Origin of the sequence: Microcystis sp. CS-574 (genome assembly GCF_028329095.1) — a bacterium.
Classification (GTDB): Bacteria; Cyanobacteriota; Cyanobacteriia; order Cyanobacteriales; family Microcystaceae; genus Microcystis; species Microcystis ichthyoblabe_A.
On sequence record NZ_JAQMSY010000227.1, the window covers coordinates 1 to 18,891 of the forward strand.

The following is an 18,891-nucleotide window of genomic DNA, read 5'->3' on the forward strand; positions in this document are numbered from 1 at the left end:
CAATATCGGTGTAGCTATCGGCTGCCACGGACACCGAGCCGGTGGTTTCCACAGCATCGTCGGCCGTGAAGATGGCCGTATAGCTGTTGCCATCCACTTGGGTGAAGTCGCTCAGGGTTCCACCGCTGACGTTCACATCACCGACCGTGAAGCCATTCACATCTTCGCTAAACTCAAAGGTTACCAGAGAACTGTTATCGTCGTCGTTGAGGGAAGGATCAACGATATCGACCGTCACTGTGGGTGGGGTATTGTCGTAGGGAACGAAAACAAATTGCCCATCTACCGCCTTGATACCACCAGTGCCGTTGACGCTTGTGGCTCTGACACCAAGGGTGACAACACCCTGAGCCAATAACGATTCAATCTCTACCCCTTGATCCTTGCTGTAGCTGTAAGTATAGGTATTACCCGCAGTCAGAAGACTGCTGCCATTATGCTCCGTTCCCGTTAACCCCGTATCGGAAATCTTGTCGTATCCATCCCAGACGATACCAGTCCCATTCATATTGAGACTGTTGTCAGCCTTGGAAAGAACTATATTGCCATCCGCGTTGCTATCGCCATTAGACCACCACAACGCGTTGAGATCCATTGACCCCTTCTTCATATCAACAGTCCACTTATTTGTGACCGTGTTGTAAGAGGCGGTGAACCAGAGAGCCTGGTTAGTGTTGCCATATTCCCAGGTGTAAGTGCCTTCCTGCAATGCCATAATAAAAATTCCCAATCAACAATTCTATACATACGGCAGATTCAGGCTCAGTCTGGTACATCTTCTAAGTGGAAACGCTTATCCAATAAAGAGTTATCGGTGCCACACGGATAGAGGAACCGCCGTATCTAAATGATAACAGATTATGTAGCGTATGTAACCATTTAGGGGGGGCAAGCAGCCAGTGGCATTGATTCTATGGAAGGACTCTCCTGGGGTAGCAGAGAGGGAGAATTACTACTCCTCCCAGAGGCGCGAAGGGTTCCTCGGTTATAAATTCCAAAACATTGCGGTTCTGAGAACGCAGGCTCGTCACTACCATCAGCATCTCCGCCCTGAAAGGGTGACAACGAGGTTAAAGTCTAGGCTGGGTGTAGGCTGTGGGGAGTTTTTTGCTGTGAACAGTAAACAGTAATCAGTAATCAGTGCAAAGACAGTAGGAAACTTCTATTTAATAAGTACCTAAGCAAAATTAATTACACATTTCGATAAAGCTTTTGCCTCTTGCCTATTGCCTCTTGCCTGTCTTCACTAGGAAATTTATTTTGCATGACTACTTACTGCACACTTAAAACTCAAATCTGATAACTGATAACTGATAACTGATAACTGCTATAAACCCCCCCAAACTAATCGGGCTGCCCAAAAGGGAATTAACAAAAATAAAGCAATAAAATCAGCCCATCTTAACTGTAATTGGTGCCAGCGCACTTGATGCTGATTGGGACTGGTAAAACCGCGAACCTCCATAGCGATCGCTATTTGTTCGGCGCGTAAAAGCAAATTATCTAGTAATTTTTCCACTACTGTTAACCAGACGTTTAAACTTCTTTTAATCCCTAATTTTTGCCAATCGATCGCCCTAGTTCTCACTGCCCTAGCTAGATTTTGCACTTCTTCTAAAACCAGGGGAATAAAGCGCAAAGAGAGGGTCAGAGTCAGAGAAATTTCCGTCACTGGCACATTAAATCGCCGTAAAGGACTCATTAAATTCTCTAAACCTTCGGTAATTTCTTCCGGGGCCGTCGTCAATAAAAAGAGATTAGTGCTATAAATTAAAGTAAAAATTAGGGTACTAATTCTCACTGCTAATTCCAAAGAACGTCGGGTAACAAATAAACGACCTCTATCCCATAAAACATACTGATAATCACTTGCTGGCGGTAAATTCAGCCCTTCCTCCGGTAAACGCGGCTGAATACTCACCGCTAAACCATCGGGAGTGATAGCAGTAATCAGAAAGACGATAATCGCTAAAAATATCAGCCAGCCCATCTGTTGCCGCCAGACGCGGGGGGGAATAGGAGCTAACAGGGTTAAAAACATTAACAATCCCACCAAAGCTAAACGCCACCAAGGATTAGCCAATAAAGGTGCTGCTAAAAAAGCCATTAACCAGATAAATTTTACCCGCGCATCTAGTTGATGTAGTCGGGTAATCGGTTGATCGAGATAAAGACCGATGGGCAAACTTCGCAATAAATCCATAAATTAGACCTTGGTGGCTCTATTAACCGTTTTTTCCACTTCCCGCGCCGGTTTGCCGCGCCAGATTAAGCGGATCGGGGTTCCTTTAAAGCCTAACTGTTGCCGGAATTGCCCTTCGATGTAACGGCGATAGTTATCATTAAAGCGCTGGGGATCGTTAACGAAAAGGGCGATCGTGGGGGGTTGACTCGATACTTGCGTTCCATAGTATAGTTTCCCCTGTTTTCCGCCCCTGGTGGTGGGGGGATTGTGCCATTTAACCGCATCTTCGATCACATCGTTGATTACCGAGGTACTGACGCGACGACGGTGAGATTCGGCGGCAATATCGACTAATTCGAGGATTTTGGTGACTCTTTGCCCCGTCATAGCACTGACAAAGATCATTTCTGCCCAATCCATGAAATACAGCCGATCTTGGAGCATTTTGGTGTAAGTATTGATGGTGTAGGTGTCTTTCTCCACCGCATCCCATTTATTGACCACTAGCACCACCGCACGCCCTTCTTCAATGATTCGTCCCGCCAATTTTAAATCCTGTTCGGTGACACCATCTAGCACATCGATGACGAATAACACCACGTCAGACCGGCGAATTGCCTTAAAAGCACGGTTAATACTGAAAAATTCGGCTCCATAGTCCACATTCTTCTTACGGCGAATGCCTGCGGTGTCAATTAACCGATACACCTGTCCTTCTCGTTCAATTAAAGTATCGATCGAGTCTCTGGTAGTTCCCGAAATCGGACTAACGATCGCCCGTTGTTGTCCAGTTAAAGCATTGAGGAGACTGGATTTACCCACGTTAGGACGACCGATAATTGCCACTTTAATCTCTTCATTTTCGGGAATTTCCGCCCCGGGTGGCAAATATTTAATCAGAGCATCAAGTAGTTCACCTGTACCAGAGCCGTGAATGGCCGAGATGGGGAAGGGTTCACCGATGGCTAATTCCCAGAATTCCGTCGCTTGCAGGATACCCTGTTCCACCGATTCACATTTATTAACTGCCAAAAGTATCGGGACATTTTGCTGTCGTAACCAAGCGGCAATTTCTCGATCGCCGGCGGTAATTCCTGCCTGGCCATCGACGACAAAAATCGCCACACTTGCCTCTGCTAGGGCGATTAAAGCCTGTTCGCGGATTAAAGGGAGAAATTCGCTGTCATCGTTAAAAACTAGCCCTCCTGTATCGACAATTTGAAAATCTCGATCGCACCAGAAAGCCGGTTGATAGGTGCGATCTCTGGTAATCCCGGGTTGATCAAAAACGATCGCCTGTTGATCTCCAGCGATACGATTGACGAGGGTAGATTTGCCCACATTGGGACGACCGATAATAGCGACGACAGGCAGTTTCATAAAGGGAGGAGGGGACGGAAATTAAAGACCCAATATTCTATCATAGCGATTTGCGATCGACCTTGGTTGATTTGAACGTTGGTTTACACAAAGGTAGTAGTGATGGAGATAGGAGTCGGTCGTCAGGATTCAGGAGACTATTTCCATTTATTCTCCCCATACCCCCCTCTCCTATAGCTTTTAAACGGGATTTAGTATGACAGGTCTAATGACCCAGAAAACAAGGAAGCGCGAGCGATTCATGTTAATTTTTATTAAGAAGCGATCTTTGATGAGAACAGACAACTATGAACTTCGAGATTCCCAGTGCCGTAAAAACTTGGTCACAATTTGGCCATCCCATTCTCATGTGGGTTTTATTAGGATTAACTATCTATGCGCTCTATTCGGGGCTACAATGGCGACGGACGCGGACAGCAGATAAAGACCTAAAAAAAGAATTATTGCCCAAAAATTTTCGCACTAAACACTATCAAATTGGCTCCCTAATCCTGGCTTTAATGGTGTTGGGGACGATCGGGGCTATGGCGGTGACTTATATTAATAACGGTAAATTATTTGTCGGGCCCCATCTGCTGGCCGGTTTAGGGATGGTGGGTTTAATCTCGATTAGTGCCGCTTTAGTACCTTTAATGCAAAAAGGCAACGAATTGGCTAGAATCACCCATATTACCCTTAATGCCGTCATTTTAGGTCTTTTTGGCTGGCAAGCCTTCACTGGAATGGATATAGTCCAGCGTATTCTCAGCAAAATGTGAGAAAACCTGAACAGAGAGGATGCGTCTGATGACGCATCTCACCGAACGCTGGCATCTCGCCAAGTAACTTCGGGGTATCTTCCTGGAAATTCTTGAGAAGTTGCTCTCGCTGCTTCACCAATAATTTGTCAATGATAGACAATCCAAGTTTGAATTAATTCTTGTTGTTCAAACAGGGTTTTTCCCTGTGGAGCATACTTTTCTACACGCTCAATTGCTTCTAAAATATCCCGCAAGCGTTCGGTATCATCTCTCCTAGTGGTATTGCTTCTTTAAGTACCCGCTCTCTGATTCTATCTTTAAGTCCCTGTTCGGTAACAATATCAACTTTGCCGCCTAACAAAGCTTCCAGTTCTCGAATTAAGGGCAAAGGAAACCAGGAACTCCGACGTTCGCTACAATAATCAATTAATAAATCAATATCGCTTTTTTCGTCAGCTTCTCCCCGTGCGACAGAACCAAAGATTCGCACGTTATTCGCGCCGTGTTTAGCAGCAATAAATAGCAATGATTTTTTCTCGTTTGTTTTTGAGTAATTCCTCAATTTTCATGATCTAAGTAGGTAGGCGTTAAAAGTTGTCAGATGCCCCCCTTATCAAGGGGGGATTAAGGGGGGATCGAACCTAAAATCGATTTTTAATTTAATTATAACCAGCTACTTAGGGTTTGCGGCAAAAAGTTTTTACTGGAGGCAGAATGTAGAATAAAATTTCCCAGAAGCAATCTTTTTAATGTCTCATCGCTTCTATTATTTTCATGGTTTCGACGCTGACAGTACAGACTCTTTGTAGTAAGTCAATTACTGTTTCTTTATAATCGACGAAGCGATAATTATTAAATCTTTCGGCGATGGTTTGATCTTTGGGTTTCTTTTCCTTATATTGATCTAATATCCATTCTAGGGCCGAACGATTACCGAGTTTATATTCCCAGGCAATTTTGGGAATATCTTGTAGGAAAGTGACATCATCGAGGTTGATAGAATTTTTTTCTCGGTCAGCTTTTAGTTTAGTTTTGGGTTTGAGGTTATTATTAGTATCAATGCGGGTTAGTGGGTAGGGTGCGACGGTTTCATAGTTGATATGTAATTCCATTAGTTTGCTTCCCCATTCTACCCATTGAGAGAAGTTATCATAAAAGGGAAGCCGGGGAAATTCTCGCTTAAGATTTAATTCGTATTTACTGCGATATTCCGGGTAGTGGAGGACTGCATAAGTGTAGTGGAAGATGTGGAGTTTGGTGATGGTTTTATCGTTGTAATGGTTTTGGAATTGCTGCAATCCCCAATCGGTGATATTATCGATACGGTTTCCTTCTTTCTCGTAGTAGTAGAGGGGGAGACATTGAGAGTCACCCGTAAAATGTAAATCAATTATTGAATTGCTAGATAGACAATGAAAAGGCTTTGAATTTCCTAATGCGAGAAAAGCAATATATTTATTTTCAATATCCTCGGCATTTAAAATATCATACCATTGATAAGTCATTCCGTTGAAATGCTTGTCAAAATAGAGCCATTGTTTTGTGTATGGACGATAATAACTCATCAACATATTAGCATCGTTAAATACTTTTGAGATTCTTTGAGAAAGATACTTAGTTAATTCTCGATCCCACTTAATCTGATTTCTTCCTTGATAATTTTCATCTTTAAAAGTTCTCTGATAAACATCTACAAAAAACATCATTTTTGCTTCTAGTTTATCTCTTGAAAAGTCATAAACCCATTCATCTCTATAAGTACCAATACCTCTTGAAAACAACTTAAACACAGCTTTCTCAGATTTGCCACTTTTTACATCCTTATCAATCAAGGGTAGCAGTTGATTAAAGTCATTATCTGATTGATTGAGCCAATTATGTTTTTTATCTGGGATGATATGCTGGAAACTTAATTTATCAAGAGTATTTTCCCGAAAATATTCTTGTTTCTCTTCGGCTTTTGCATAATCTTGAATAGCATTATAAAAAATCTTAAAGCCTTCGGATTCCTGATTCCTGACAAGAAAATAGACAGCAATTCCTACTTTAATCTTGTCGCTGAAAACATTACCCCCCTCTCTTCGTCTCCTTTCCCCGCTATTTCGTGCATTTCCTTTCGCATCAACAATCCAAATCTCATTAAACTCGTCGGCAACTACTTTTCTAAATCCATCATAAGCCAACGCATCGATAAAAGAAGAGTTAGATACAAAAGCAATGATACCATTTTTATTTAATCGATCCGAAGCCCAACGAATAAAACGAGTGTACATATCATAGACGACAATTTGATTCTGTGCCTTACCTTCTTTGACATAACTATATTTAATGCGCTTGTCAATCTCTTCATAACTTCGATTTGCATTATCTTGATTAAAATTCTCCTGCTTGGCATTATAAGGAGGATTACCAATAATTACAGAAATATTGCGGTCATTTTGATTGTGAATCCGTTGGGTATTCTCCACCGACATGGCAAACAAATCCATCTGCTTGAGATGAAAAGCAGCATGGTCCAGGGTATCCACAAAACAGATATGCTCAAACTCTTCATACTCACCCATCTTCTGCTTATAGGTGAACTCAATATTCAAATTAGCAATATAATAAGGCAGAATTGCCACCTCATTACAGTGCATCTCATGCTTATACTTGTACCGTAACTTATCCTTCGGTAAATACTCAATCAACTCCGTCACAAAAGTTCCTGTCCCCGTCGCCGGATCTAAAATTTCTACTCCTGGATCCGCCAACAACTTACCAAAATGCTTGTGGACTAAATAATCGACACTTTCAATCATAAAACGGACAATTTCATTGGGTGTATAGACAATTCCCAACCGGTCCGCCGCTTTCGGATTGTATGCTTTATAAAAATTCTCATAAATCGCCTTGAGAAACTTCTGCTTCTCGTGGTGGTTATAAATATTCGCCGCTGTCCGCCGAATTACCGCATAATAACGTTCAATAGTCCCTAAAGTATTGCGCTTAGTATTACCAGTAAAGAAAGTTTCAATCACTCCCTGTAATTCCCTGGCGATATTATTTTCCCGGTGAAACTGAGACTCATTAAAAATATTGATAAAAATATCCTCTGTCAGGATGTGCTGAATAATCATCTCTCGCACATCTTCCAGACTAATTTCTGGATTGATTGACTTGCGACAAATCTCTAAAAATTTGTCCCGCGCTGTCACAAAATTCCGATTCGTCTCCGATTGCAACGCAATTAAACCCCGCAACGCTTCTAAAATTGTTGGTAAATCTTCCTTAAAACTATCAATCGCCTCTCGAAAATCCTCAACCTCCGGACGTACATAATTAATAAAAGCATTAATAATCCCATCCAAAGCCTCATCATCGCGCATCGAGACGCGCAGTCTTTCCTCTCCTCCTTGAATTAAAACCGCCGTCTGGGAATCTTCAAATAAAATATTGTCATTAGGGTAGCCTTTCGCTAACTTCTTCTCAATTTCTTCATCTAAATTATCGTATTGATCCTTACTTTCCCAATATCCCCAATCTAACCGTAAAGCATCCTTTACCGTCCCGTCAGGATAGACAACTTTTCCCGATTTAGTGCGATAATCCAACTCCGGAATTAACAAAAAATCCCGCGCCTTGCAATAGTCATTTAACAAATTCTGAAAAGCGACTCTAATCGAAGTTTCCTTGCGACTGCCGCCATATTGGACAATCTTCTCAACTTCCGCCTGATACTGGCTGATTAATAATCTAGACATGGGCTTAGAGGAGGTAAATTAAGTAGTTAGTCGTACAAAATTAATTTCTTGGTTAGGAGAGGCAAAAGGCAAAAGGCAAAAGGCAAAAGGCAGTTCCTTCCTGTCTTCGTAGTTCTTTCCACTCCCTCGCCAGCAGGACTATATCCTAGAATACATTTTACCCAGCAAACCCAAGAGAGTAGATTTTGCCTCTCCCCTTGATTGTCTTTAATCGGGATGACAGGATTCGAACCTGCGGCCCCTTCGTCCCGAACGAAGTGCGCTACCAAGCTGCGCTACATCCCGAAAGTTTTTAGCTAAATTATCATAGCATATTCGGCCTTGAGTGGGTCGAGACTTGCTAGGATATTACAGATATAGGCAAAAATTATCGGAGTAATTCAGGCGTGACGGTCAAACCAGAGTGGTTACGGGTAAAAGCACCGCAATGGCAGCGAGTCGGCAGTGTTAAGGAAGTTTTACGCGATTTAGGCTTAAATACCGTTTGTGAGGAGGCTTCCTGTCCCAATATCGGCGAATGTTTCCACGCGGGGACGGCTACCTTTTTAATTATGGGTCCTGCTTGCACTCGCGCCTGTCCTTACTGTGATATAGATTTTGAGAAAAAACCCCAACCTTTAGACTCCACGGAACCCCAGCGACTAGCGGCAGCCGTGCAACGTCTTGATCTTAATCATGTAGTGATCACTTCTGTCAATCGCGATGATTTGGCCGATGGAGGCGCTAGTCAATTTGTCCGTTGTATCGAGGAAATTCGCCGCATTTCTCCAAAAACCACCATCGAAGTGCTGATTCCCGATCTTTGCGGCAATTGGCAGGCTTTAGCTTTAATTCTTGCTGCTAAACCTGAAGTTTTAAACCACAATACCGAAACTGTCCCCCGTCTCTATCGTCGCGTGCGTCCCCAGGGTGATTACCAGCGTTCTCTAGAATTATTGCAGCGCGCTCGCGCCATTGTTCCCGCTACCTACACAAAATCGGGCATTATGGTGGGATTGGGGGAAACCGACGAGGAAGTGCGGCAAGTGATGGGCGATTTACGGGCCGTTGATTGTGATATTCTCACCATCGGGCAGTATCTGCAACCATCGCCAAAACATCTCGGTGTGCAGGAATTTATCACCCCTGAACAGTTCCACGCTTGGCGCGAATATGGGGAATCTCTGGGATTTTTACAAATTGTTGCGAGTCCCTTGACAAGAAGCTCTTATCATGCTGAACAAGTCAGAGCCTTGATGAATTTGTACCCGCGAGAGTCTTGAGATGGGGCAGCAATTGCTGAAAAGCTCGTCCTCGGTGGCTAATTTTTCTTTTTAATTCCGGAGACATTTCCGCAAAGGTTAAAGCGTATTCGGGAACATAAAAAATCGGATCGTAACCAAAACCACCTTTACCCCTAGGACTGGTGAGAATTTCTCCCGTGCAGATTCCTGTGGCGCTCAAGGCAATCTCACCATCGGGACGTGCGATCGCAATTACACAGACAAAACGGGCCGAACGATCCTGATTATCTCCTAATTCTCTGACCAAGCGATCGATTCTTTCTCGATCATTTTTACCATAGCGGGCCGAGTAAATCCCCGGGGCATTTCCTAACCCGGTTACTTCCAATCCCGAATCATCGGCGATCGACCATTCTCCCAATGTTAGGGCAATTTGAGCAGCTTTTAAATAGGCATTTTCGGCAAAAGTCGCCCCTGTTTCCTCTATCTCTAAATCATCTGGTTTTAACTGCAATTCTAGGTCGATATCAGTTAAGTATTCCCCTATCTCTGCCAATTTACCCGGATTACTCGTGGCTAGAATTAATTTTTTCATTGGCATTTTATCTCAGTGATCAGTGATCAGTTACCAGATGTGAGGTTTCAGCTTGCTAGACCTCCAGCTAAGTAGCTGGTTATAATTAAATTAAAAATGGATTTTAGGTTCGATCCCCCCTGCCCCCCTTGATAAGGGGGGTGCCGATCCCCCCTTAATAAGGGGAAAGTTTTTAATACCTAAGTAGTCATGCAAAATAAATTTCCTAGTGAAGATAGGCAAAAGGCAAAAGGCAAAAGGCAAGAGCTTTATCAAAATGTGTAATTAATTTTGCTTAGGTACTTACCTACTTAATATTATCTCAAGACTAAAAGTCTTTCTGGTTGATTAACCCGTATTTTTTCAGTGAATTGCAGATATCTACTGATAACTGATTACTGTTTACTGATAACTGATAGTCCCGCTAACATTTGAGCGTAGGGAGTTTCGTGGAGGTGGGCCTTATTGACAGCACCAAAAAGGGTTAATTTGTCGATAATTACCGATTTCATTGCGGAAATTGCCTCTCCTGCGATCTCTAATAAATCCTTATCCTCTGGCCCACAAATTTCCCGTTTTAGGGACTGCATATAAGCTTGACGCACTTCCGTATTAACATTAAATTTGCAGACTCCTAACTGGATCGATCGCCCGATCATTTCTGGGGGTAAACCAGAAGCACCGTGTAAAACTAGGGGAATAGAAAGAAGTTGTCGAATCTGGGCCAGGCGATCGAAATCGAGACGGGGCGGACTTTTGTACTCGCCATGGACATTACCGATAGTTACGGCCAGAGAATCCACTCCCGTCGCCTGCACAAATTGCACTGCTTGCTCCGGATCTGTCATTTTAGCCTCTTTTTCGGCAATAGTTAACCCGTCCTCTGTGCCGCTAATTCGGCCGATTTCTGCCTCCACCACGGCCCCGTATTCGTGAGCGAGACGAGTCATTTCTTTGGTAAAAGCGAGATTATCTTGGTGGGGAAGATGAGAGCCATCGGCCATAATTGAGGTCATCCCCGCTTCTAGGGCCTCGTAGATGTTGCTGGCTTTAGTGCTATGGTCAAGATGGACTGAGATAGGAACCTTGGCCGAGCGAGCGGCCTCTAAACAGAGAGCGACGAGGGTAGAACTGCCATAACGCAAAGCACTGGGGTGAATTTGCAACATAGCGGGACTACGGCAATCCTCGGCGGCACTAATCACCGCTTTGACCCCTTCTAGGTTATAAACATTAAAAGCTCCGATCGCATAGATATTTTTGCGAGCGGTTTCGAGGAGTTCCTGAGTAGAAGCGAGCATAATATGGAAAATAACCAAAGACCACGACTACGGACTATAGTAATCATAGCAATTATCGTCGATTGGATTGACCCAAGGAAACTAAAGTAGGTTGGATTGACCTAAGGAAACCCAACCATAGACCCAAGGAAACCCAACAAAAAGATTCAGACAGATTTAGATGTTGGCTGTTGGGTTTCGCTTTTCCTGAGAATTTAGAGGTTTTCTTTAACATATTTATTCGCTCAACCCAACCTACGAACTACTGATTAACTAGAAATTTGGGAAAAGATTAATAAAGGGTTTTTTATTTTTCCAGCGATAGGTATTAAAATCTCGATTATCAATTGATAAGATACGTCCATTTCCTAACTCTTCTGCTAAGATAACTAGAGAGGCATCGGCTAAGTCCATTGGCAGACTTTGATATTGTTTCATAAGGTCTTGAATTCTTTCTAGATGAGTATTTTCAAGGTGAAATAATAGAAATTTTTGGGGATGTCTCTCAAATACGTTCATTAATTTTATTTGTTTTTCAACTCCTGTATAGAGATTTGGAGAACGTTGTAAAAGAAGATGACAACTTTCTGTTAAAACACACCAAGTTGTAATTAGTGGTTGAGAAGAATACTGTGCTAAGGTTTGCTGTGCTATTAGATGATATTGATCTTTATTGTTGAATAAAGCCACCCAGAATCCAGTATCAACGATGATCATATTTAGCTTTTAATCCTTCTTTGAGAACAGATTTATAATTAGTAGAAAGGTCGGATTCTGCACTAATACAACCGATTAATCCAGATTCTTTTAAAATGTCTAGGGTACTTTGAGCTTCAGGGTTTATTTTTGATGCAATCTCTGGCTTTTTTGCCAAGGAATAGCGTTTTTTTAATAACTCAATAAAATCAATCAGTAAGTTTTGTGCTTCTTCAGGTAATTGGTTAATATCTTCTTGGATTTGTTCTAAGTTAATCATTAATTTTCCTCCGTTAAGATTTTTAAATGGGCTGCTAATTTTTAAGCCACATAACGAATAATTTTGACTTCTGCTCCTTTATTAACAGGAATAGAATTATCGTCGGTTGGGTTGAACCAAGTAAACCCAACAAAAAGATTCAGACAGATTTAGGTGTTGGGTGTTGGGTTTCGCTTTCCTTGAGAATTGAGAGGTTTTCTTTAACATATTTATTCGCTCAACCCAACCTACGAACTACTACGAACTACTACAGTTGCGAGAACAGTTTTCGAGCATCGGCGATGATTTTATCACCCCAGAGATTTTTTTGCAGGGTTTCAACCTGAGAAAATTCAGGGTCGATTTTAAGCGCACTTTTAGCAAGTTTGATCGCTTTCTCCGTATTGCCTTGACGGTAGAGGGTAACAGCGAGAGCCAGTTGATTTTCGGCAGATTGGGGGTTAATTTCGAGACTTTTTTGAAATTGGCTACTAGCCAAGTTTAGATCGCCTTGTTCGTAATGAATTAAGCCAATATTGGTAATCGCAATTAGATTTTTTTCGTCCAGTTCAAGAAGTTTTTGATAGTCTTGTAATGCCTCGCTATAGCGTTTCTCTCTTTTGTAAATGTCTCCCCGGAAACTATAAGAGTCCTTGCGATTGGGATCGAGAGCGATCGCCCGATTAAAATCCGCTAGAGCTAAATCCCATTTTTGAGTTTGATAGTAAAGGATTCCTCGCGTAGAGTAAAATGAAGCATTGTCCGGCTTAAGCTCGATCGCCTTATTAAAATCCGCTAGAGCTAAATCCCATTCTTGCCATTCTAGGTACTTGGATCCGCGGACGAAGTAGGCACCGGGAAATTGCTTGATCTCGATAACTTTCGTGATATCTGCAATCGCTAAATCCCATTTCTTTTGTTGCTCATAAATAATATAACGTTGTAAATAAGCCGACCAGTATTTCGGATCGAGTTCGATCGCCCGACTGTAATCAGCTAAGGCGATATCCGATTTTTGCTGTTGTCGGTAAATTTCCCCACGGTTGTAATACAGTTCTGCATCGTTACTATTAAGCTTGATCGCCTTGTTATAATCGGCGAGGGCGAGATCGAATTGATTTTGATCGCGATAAATATCTCCCCGATAGCGATAGGCTAACTCGAAATAAGGATTAATTCGGATCGCTTGGCTTAAATCGGTGAGGGCCAGATCCCATTCTTTTCGATCCCAGTATAGAATTGCTCTAGCTCCGTAAGCGAATTCGGGGTATGGCGAGAGTTCGATCGCCTTGTTAAAATCAGCGAGGGCGAGCTCCCACTTTTGTTGTTGAAAATAAACATTTCCTCGATTGCCATAACTACTAAAATAACCGAGTTCGATCGCCTTGTTCAAATCGGCGAGAGCGAGATCCCACTTTTTCTGGTGACTGTAAAGAGTTCCCCGCAACCCGTAACCCGCGCCGGAATTCGGATCGAGTTCGAGCGCTTTATTAAAATCCGCTAGGGCTAGGTCCCATTCTTGCCGCTCCGTATAGAATTGCCCGCGACTCTCATAACCGAAGCCGGAATTCGGATCGAGTTCGAGCGCTTTATTAAAATCCGCTAGGGCTAAATCCCATTTTTGCCAGTTGTCGTAAGCGAAACCGCGCATTAAATAGGCGACAACGGAATAGGGATTGATTTCGATCGCTTTTGTGAGATCGGCGATCGCTAACTCCTCTTCACTTTGAAAATTATAAAAAATACCTCTCATTTCATAAGAGTTAGGATTGTTAGGATCGATGGTAATTGCTTTGTTAAAATCCGCTAGGGCTAAATCCCATTGTTTTCGAGCCATGTAAAAACGTCCCCGGTCTCGGTAGGCTGGCGCGAAATTAGCATCGATCTCGATGGCTCGGTTATAATCAGCCAGGGCTAAATCCCATTCTTTCCGCTCTTCGTACACATCGGCGCGAGCTATATAAGCCCTAGGGTTATTCGGATTCAACACCAGAGCTTGATTATAATCAGCTAAAGCGAGATCCCATTTTTTTAGACCTCTGTATATATTCCCGCGATTGCTATACCAACTGGAACGAGGAGCGATTTCTATGGCGCGGTTAATCGCTGCTAAGGCTCGATCGTACCGTTTTACGTTTTGTAGTGCCGACGATAGACTATTGTAATAGTTGGGATTCTGGGGAGAGATTTTGATCGCTTGTTCAAAACTATCGATCGCTTTTTCGGATTGATTCATCTGCTCATAAAATACACCCTGATAATTTAAAATTTCCCCATGAAATTCCGAACCTTTCTCGCGAGCGGGTAGAGTAGCGAGGGCTTGATCGAGGGCTTCGAGTGCTTCTCGAGCTTTGTATTTGCGCCCGTAAACCCTTGCCTTACCGTACCAAGCTAAATAGGTATATTCGGGATTGTTTAATTGTATCGCCCGATCGAAGGCTTGCAGGGCCCGCTCGTCTTTTTTCAAGCGCCAGAGTTGATTTCCCCGCTCGATCCAGATGTCTGCGGAGGCGTTGGTTTCCGGTACTTCTACACTGACAAGAGTGCGATCAATCTCCTGCTGTTGTTGTGCTGTTAACTGGGGTTGAGCGGTAACGAAAGAAGATAATTTAACTCGAAATCTTTCCTGTAAACCGATAAAACTATTAATGGGAATCCCTAAGCTAAAACCTAGCTGAATTTTACCCTTAACCCCCTCGGAGCGCCCGTGAATACCGATCACCTGTCCTGCAGCGTTTAAGACTGGACCGCCGCTCATACCGCCGAAGGTAATACTGGTATAGACCATATCGTAACCGCCGCTCAGGGAACTAACCCTGATCGATGCCCCACTTTGGGTAATCGTAAAATCACTCTGTCGCGTGGCGAGAAGTCCTTCCTCCTGACTTTTCACCGCACCGCCGCTAAAGAGCCATCCCGCTCGTTTATCGCCGATTTTGGGAAATCCCGCTACAAAAACGGGACTCTCCCGATTGGGGCTATAGTTGGCGATTTCTGCGACCGGATAATTCTCGTTACTCTCGAAGGTAAAAATGGCCAGATCGACCCCTTCCTGTCGAATAATGGTTTTTCGGTCGAGGGGAAGGGTTTTGCCGTCGCTGGTGGTGAGGGTATAGGTGTAATCGGCACAGGTTTTCTCCTCGGAGATTTTCTCACAGAGGACATGATCCGCAGTCAGGACAGTGTAGGTTTTTCCTTCGCGGGCGATAATTACGCCACTTCCATTGGCTTTACTGCTACTATCGATCCGGACGGTGAAACCCTTCGCTTTTGTTTCTAATTGGGCGATATAGCCAGTATAGGTGGGGTTTTCGATGCCCGGTGAGCTTTTCGGTAAGGGTAATTGGTACGCGGTGAGGATTTCGGGACGGATGTAGGTTAATAGGGTATTGATGGAAATGCCCCAGTTAACCGCTCTCATCTGTTGGATTTCTGCGTCTGTGGGTTTTGTACCGTCTTCGTAGATGTAGTTAGAGAGAATCGGATAGGCCGATCGCCCGTTAATGCCGATTAACTCATCCTCGAAAAAGATACCACCGCCGCTCATTCCCTGCACGACCTCCCCACTATAACCGACGCTGTAGCCTTCCAGGAGGGGTCGATCGCTTGTTTGTTCAATTTTCCCGTTATCGGTGGTGTACTGCCCCGTTTCTGCGGAATAACCGGTTACGGTGATATCTAGTTCCGCATCCGGGGAAATGGCGCGAATTTTAGCGATCGGATAATCCCTGGTATCGCTAAACTCCACGAGGGCCAGATCCTTATCTTTTAAAAGGGAATTCGGCGCGATCGAGGCTGTGCGGGTTTGGCCGTCGTGGGTTTGGATCTGTAGGGTGGTCGCGCCGCGGGTAACGTGAGCGTTGGTCAAAACGAGGTATATACTGCCTTTTTTCCCGATAATGATTCCCGATCCCCGATTTATCTCGCTAGTAATCTTAACAGTGACTTGACGGATCGATCGCTCGATCTGCGCGTTTGGGCTGTCTTCCGCCACGATCGCCGGAGCAGAGAAAGGGGATATCGCTTTAACCGGTACGACGGGCAGAAGTAGGAGGCTTAGGAGTAGGGGAAAGGGTTTCAACATGGTTATTATGGGGAAATTCGGGGTAAAACAGCGAAAATTCTAGCGGGTGGGAACGCAATTATTTTGCGGGCCAGCAGATCTCGTACCACAGGGTGCGTCGCGATCGGCGAGTGGTGCTTTGGCGAAAAACTCCGTCATCGAGATATAGGTTTTATCTCCGGAATTCTGGAGGAGCATATCCGAGCTTTTTCCCTCTAGGATGTCCATGAGTTGTTGCAAGACTAAATCTGGATTATCGTGGGGTTTAAGGGTAAAAAGTTGGCTATTACCATCGCAGGGATCGCCGGATCGTGAAACGCTGCAGATGATCGGGTATCCCTTCGCCCGGCCGGTGGTAAGGTAGTTAAAACGCCCTTGATTATAGGCTTCCTGGAATTTTTGCGTGACTTCCTCGCAACGAACCGGGGAACGTTTGGAGAAATATTCCGATTTCCAGCCGATAATCCGCACATTGCCGCTTCTTTGGGGAATCCAAGCCAGGGTGGCGGGGATTTTTCCTCCCGATGCGCGATCGAACACCTCTTTACAGAAGAAGGTGACGCGATTCGGGGTGGTCGATTGGCTGAAACCGGGGGCGATACCACCGAGGAGAACAGTGGCGAGGAGGCCGACGCAAGCGAGACGGTGGGAAATATATCTAGAGTTCATAGGGATAGTTCCTCAGAAAATAGGGATTAGAATCGTGATTAGGGTCAAAATGGGATTATTTAAGGGTTAGCGGCGGCGTTGAGGGTGTAGCGACCCGATTCACCCCCTTCGCGAGAGGTGGCCACTAGGATATAAACTCCATCGGCGGGTAATTCGGTTACAAGTCGAGCGTTAAAATCCCCGGGGGCGCGATCGACGCGCTGGTCACTACGGGCGACCTCTGGGTATTTTGTCCCCTCGGAAGATTGGAGAACGCGATAGAGGACAAGATAGGGAGCGATCTCGTTGCTGTTCATATCCAGAACGATTTTCTGTCCGGCACGACCCTCGAACCCGTAATATTGTTGGTTTTGGTCTTTGGTCAAGTTGCCTTGAACGGTCTGACCGTTAAGAGGGAGGGCGAGTAACTGTATCCGATCGTCCTGTCCTAATGTTGAGACGGTGGAGACATCGCCTGTTTTAACTGCGGTGAGGAAAGCTTGCAGGCGATCGAGGGAAACGGCGAAATTAATGCCGCTCTGGGTAAGGCCGATCGGGTTTCCCGCACCGTCGTAAACGTAACTCCCGATATCGCCTGCGACGTTAACCCCGACCACTTCCCCCCGTGAATTCAAAAGCGGCCCGCCGGAATTGCCTTTGTTGATATTAGCGTTGTGTTGCACAATGCCTTTTTCGGGGTCGAGACGGCTGATAATGCCCTGGGTGAGGGTGTTTTGATAGTCCTCGTTTAAAGGTGTGCCGATGGCGAAAACGCTTTCGCCGACTTTGGCGGAGTTCGGACGAGCAAGGGGAAGATAGGGCAGGTTTTGGCGGTTATAGATCCGCAGGACGGCTAAATCCACGCCATTTTTAGCGAAGCCGATCACGTCTGCCGAGGCCTGCTGTCCGTTGGAAAATTTCACCGTCACCACCCGGGGTCCGTCCGCAACAACGTGGGCGTTGGTAATAATGATACCGTCGGGACTGACGAGAAAGCCGCTACCGTGGCCGCTGCCATTTTTGACGGTGACGACGGCGGGGCTGGCTTTCTGATAGACTCTAGAAGCGGTCTGCTCCTGCGCGAGGATGGGTGGAATGTTTTCCATCAGGAAGCCTCCGGGTTGAACGAGTAGGCCAGTGGTGGCCAGTAGCACCGATAGGGTGAAAGTAATTGGTTTCATCGGGTTGGCTCCTCTTTAGTCGAGGGATACTTGCAAGGATGTTATCGTTGGTTTTTTTCCAATTATGCGATTAAGTTTTAAGTCCTCAGGTTGCTTTTTTCACAAAAGTTTAGAGGGGGAGAGCGATCGCTCTCCCTTGCAACTTACGCACCTATCTGCCGTAGTGCTTCTATGGCGCTGTTGTACATTTCTGTGTTTCCCTGCTGGCGAAATAATTCGGCGGCCGTTGTTAGATCGGCGATCGCATTTTGTCTCTGGTTAAATGCGAGATGGACGATACCGCGGAAATGGTAAGCGTAGGCAGCGCGGGGGTTTAGTCGGATCGCGGTGTTCAGGTCTTGAAACGCCGGCCGCCATTGTTCGCGAATCGTGTAAATCATGCCCCGACTGAGGTAAGCTTCGGTATAGTTCGGATCGAGTTCGATCACTCTGGTGAATTGAGCGAGGGCGAGATCATATTTTTCCTGTTGGATGTAGTTAATTCCCCGGTTAAAGTAGGCGATCGCTTCTTTGTAGTTCGCTTGAGTGATCAGGGTTTCGGCTGGTTGTCGGCTTTCTAGGGCCATAACGGGGCGAACAGTGGCGAGGGTGGAGAGGCCGATTAGGCTGACGGTGGTGAGAAGGGCGAAGGATTTCATGGGTAGTTCCTCGGTGAGGGTGATTTGAGCTTCTACCTAATTCATCGGTTGCTTTTTTGAGAATATGCGGGATAGGGCAATCAATTTTTTTGGCGTTGTCAGATCAGAATAGGAAAGACAATAGACGTAAGGAAACTAACGTAGCGACTGTCTTGATTGTCAAGGGGTAACTCAAAAAACAATCAAGGAGTTGCTGTCGAACCTAAAATCTCAAGCCAGAAAAAAAGCGCAGCAAAAACTAAGTCGCTCAGGTTAAACCAAAGCAAGCGCAACCCTTGATC

At 44.7% G+C, this 18,891-nt stretch carries 14 protein-coding genes, 1 tRNA gene and 2 pseudogenes; 2 read left to right on the forward strand and 15 right to left on the reverse strand.

The genetic code is table 11. The features are described from left to right. The 3 genes from PN470_RS18450 to der form a co-directional block, all read right to left on the reverse strand. A partial coding sequence (locus PN470_RS18450) for an Ig-like domain-containing protein (RefSeq protein WP_272104917.1) occupies nucleotides 1-715 on the reverse strand: 715 nt, incomplete at its 3' end. Nucleotides 716-1,327: 612 nt separating this feature from the next. Next, nucleotides 1,328-2,203 (reverse strand): energy-coupling factor transporter transmembrane component T family protein, encoded by an 876-nt coding sequence (locus PN470_RS18455; protein WP_271935663.1) that lies wholly within the window; start codon nucleotides 2,201-2,203, stop codon nucleotides 1,328-1,330. Between the two features lie 3 nt (nucleotides 2,204-2,206). Next, complete coding sequence (gene der, locus PN470_RS18460) at nucleotides 2,207-3,565, reverse strand: ribosome biogenesis GTPase Der (RefSeq protein ID WP_002741006.1); 1,359 nt, start codon at nucleotides 3,563-3,565, stop codon at nucleotides 2,207-2,209. Between the two features lie 287 nt (nucleotides 3,566-3,852). Between der and PN470_RS18465 the strand changes: the two genes are divergently transcribed. Further along, nucleotides 3,853-4,323, forward strand: a complete 471-nt coding sequence (locus tag PN470_RS18465) for a DUF4079 domain-containing protein (RefSeq protein ID WP_002735750.1) — start codon at nucleotides 3,853-3,855, stop codon at nucleotides 4,321-4,323. 47 nt (nucleotides 4,324-4,370) lie between these two features. Here the strand turns inward: PN470_RS18465 and PN470_RS18470 are convergent. The 4 genes and pseudogenes from PN470_RS18470 to PN470_RS18485 all read right to left on the reverse strand — a co-directional run. Then, nucleotides 4,371-4,559 (reverse strand): annotated as a pseudogene (locus PN470_RS18470) (HepT-like ribonuclease domain-containing protein); the annotation flags it as partial. Then, nucleotides 4,544-4,874 (reverse strand): annotated as a pseudogene (locus tag PN470_RS18475) (nucleotidyltransferase family protein). The pseudogenes PN470_RS18475 and PN470_RS18470, both read right to left, overlap by 16 nt. Before the next feature lie 177 nt (nucleotides 4,875-5,051). Then, complete coding sequence (locus PN470_RS18480; RefSeq protein ID WP_272104918.1) at nucleotides 5,052-8,048, reverse strand: type ISP restriction/modification enzyme; 2,997 nt, start codon at nucleotides 8,046-8,048, stop codon at nucleotides 5,052-5,054. A 211-nt stretch (nucleotides 8,049-8,259) separates the two neighbouring features. After that, nucleotides 8,260-8,333: transfer RNA gene (locus PN470_RS18485), tRNA-Pro, on the reverse strand. Between the two features lie 71 nt (nucleotides 8,334-8,404). On the opposite strand from PN470_RS18485, the gene lipA reads away from it, so the two are divergent. Beyond that, the gene (lipA, locus tag PN470_RS18490) at nucleotides 8,405-9,310 is read left to right on the forward strand and encodes a lipoyl synthase (RefSeq protein ID WP_442930036.1); all 906 of its coding nucleotides are present in this window, start codon (nucleotides 8,405-8,407) and stop codon (nucleotides 9,308-9,310) included. On the opposite strand, the gene rdgB is transcribed toward lipA, so the two are convergent. From rdgB to PN470_RS18530, 8 genes are all read right to left on the reverse strand, one after another. Beyond that, nucleotides 9,273-9,866 carry an RdgB/HAM1 family non-canonical purine NTP pyrophosphatase gene (gene rdgB / locus PN470_RS18495; RefSeq protein ID WP_052275329.1) on the reverse strand — a complete coding sequence of 198 codons (594 nt, stop codon included), beginning with the start codon at nucleotides 9,864-9,866 and terminating at the stop codon, nucleotides 9,273-9,275. The two genes, lipA and rdgB, sit on opposite strands and share 38 nt — an antisense overlap. A 374-nt stretch (nucleotides 9,867-10,240) precedes the next feature. Beyond that, entirely contained in the window at nucleotides 10,241-11,146 is a 906-nt protein-coding gene (locus tag PN470_RS18500) for a class II fructose-bisphosphate aldolase (RefSeq protein ID WP_272104920.1), read from the reverse strand. 252 nt (nucleotides 11,147-11,398) lie between these two features. Continuing rightward, complete coding sequence (locus tag PN470_RS18505; RefSeq protein WP_002761104.1) at nucleotides 11,399-11,842, reverse strand: type II toxin-antitoxin system VapC family toxin; 444 nt, start codon at nucleotides 11,840-11,842, stop codon at nucleotides 11,399-11,401. Next, nucleotides 11,829-12,101 carry a hypothetical protein gene (locus tag PN470_RS18510; protein ID WP_016514504.1) on the reverse strand — a complete coding sequence of 91 codons (273 nt, stop codon included), beginning with the start codon at nucleotides 12,099-12,101 and terminating at the stop codon, nucleotides 11,829-11,831. Before PN470_RS18510 ends, PN470_RS18505 begins: the two co-directional genes overlap by 14 nt. 247 nt (nucleotides 12,102-12,348) lie before the next feature. Continuing rightward, a complete protein-coding gene (locus tag PN470_RS18515; RefSeq protein ID WP_272104921.1) occupies nucleotides 12,349-16,164 on the reverse strand; it encodes a serine protease in 3,816 nt (1,271 codons plus the stop codon). A 39-nt stretch (nucleotides 16,165-16,203) separates the two neighbouring features. Beyond that, nucleotides 16,204-16,812, reverse strand: a complete 609-nt coding sequence (locus tag PN470_RS18520) for a COP23 domain-containing protein (protein WP_271936011.1) — start codon at nucleotides 16,810-16,812, stop codon at nucleotides 16,204-16,206. 59 nt (nucleotides 16,813-16,871) lie between these two features. Next, the gene (locus PN470_RS18525; protein WP_103111996.1) at nucleotides 16,872-17,972 is read right to left on the reverse strand and encodes a S1C family serine protease; all 1,101 of its coding nucleotides are present in this window, start codon (nucleotides 17,970-17,972) and stop codon (nucleotides 16,872-16,874) included. A gap of 143 nt (nucleotides 17,973-18,115) precedes the next feature. Beyond that, nucleotides 18,116-18,610 (reverse strand): tetratricopeptide repeat protein, encoded by a 495-nt coding sequence (locus PN470_RS18530; protein ID WP_103111997.1) that lies wholly within the window; start codon nucleotides 18,608-18,610, stop codon nucleotides 18,116-18,118. Between the last annotated feature and the right edge of the window lie 281 nt (nucleotides 18,611-18,891).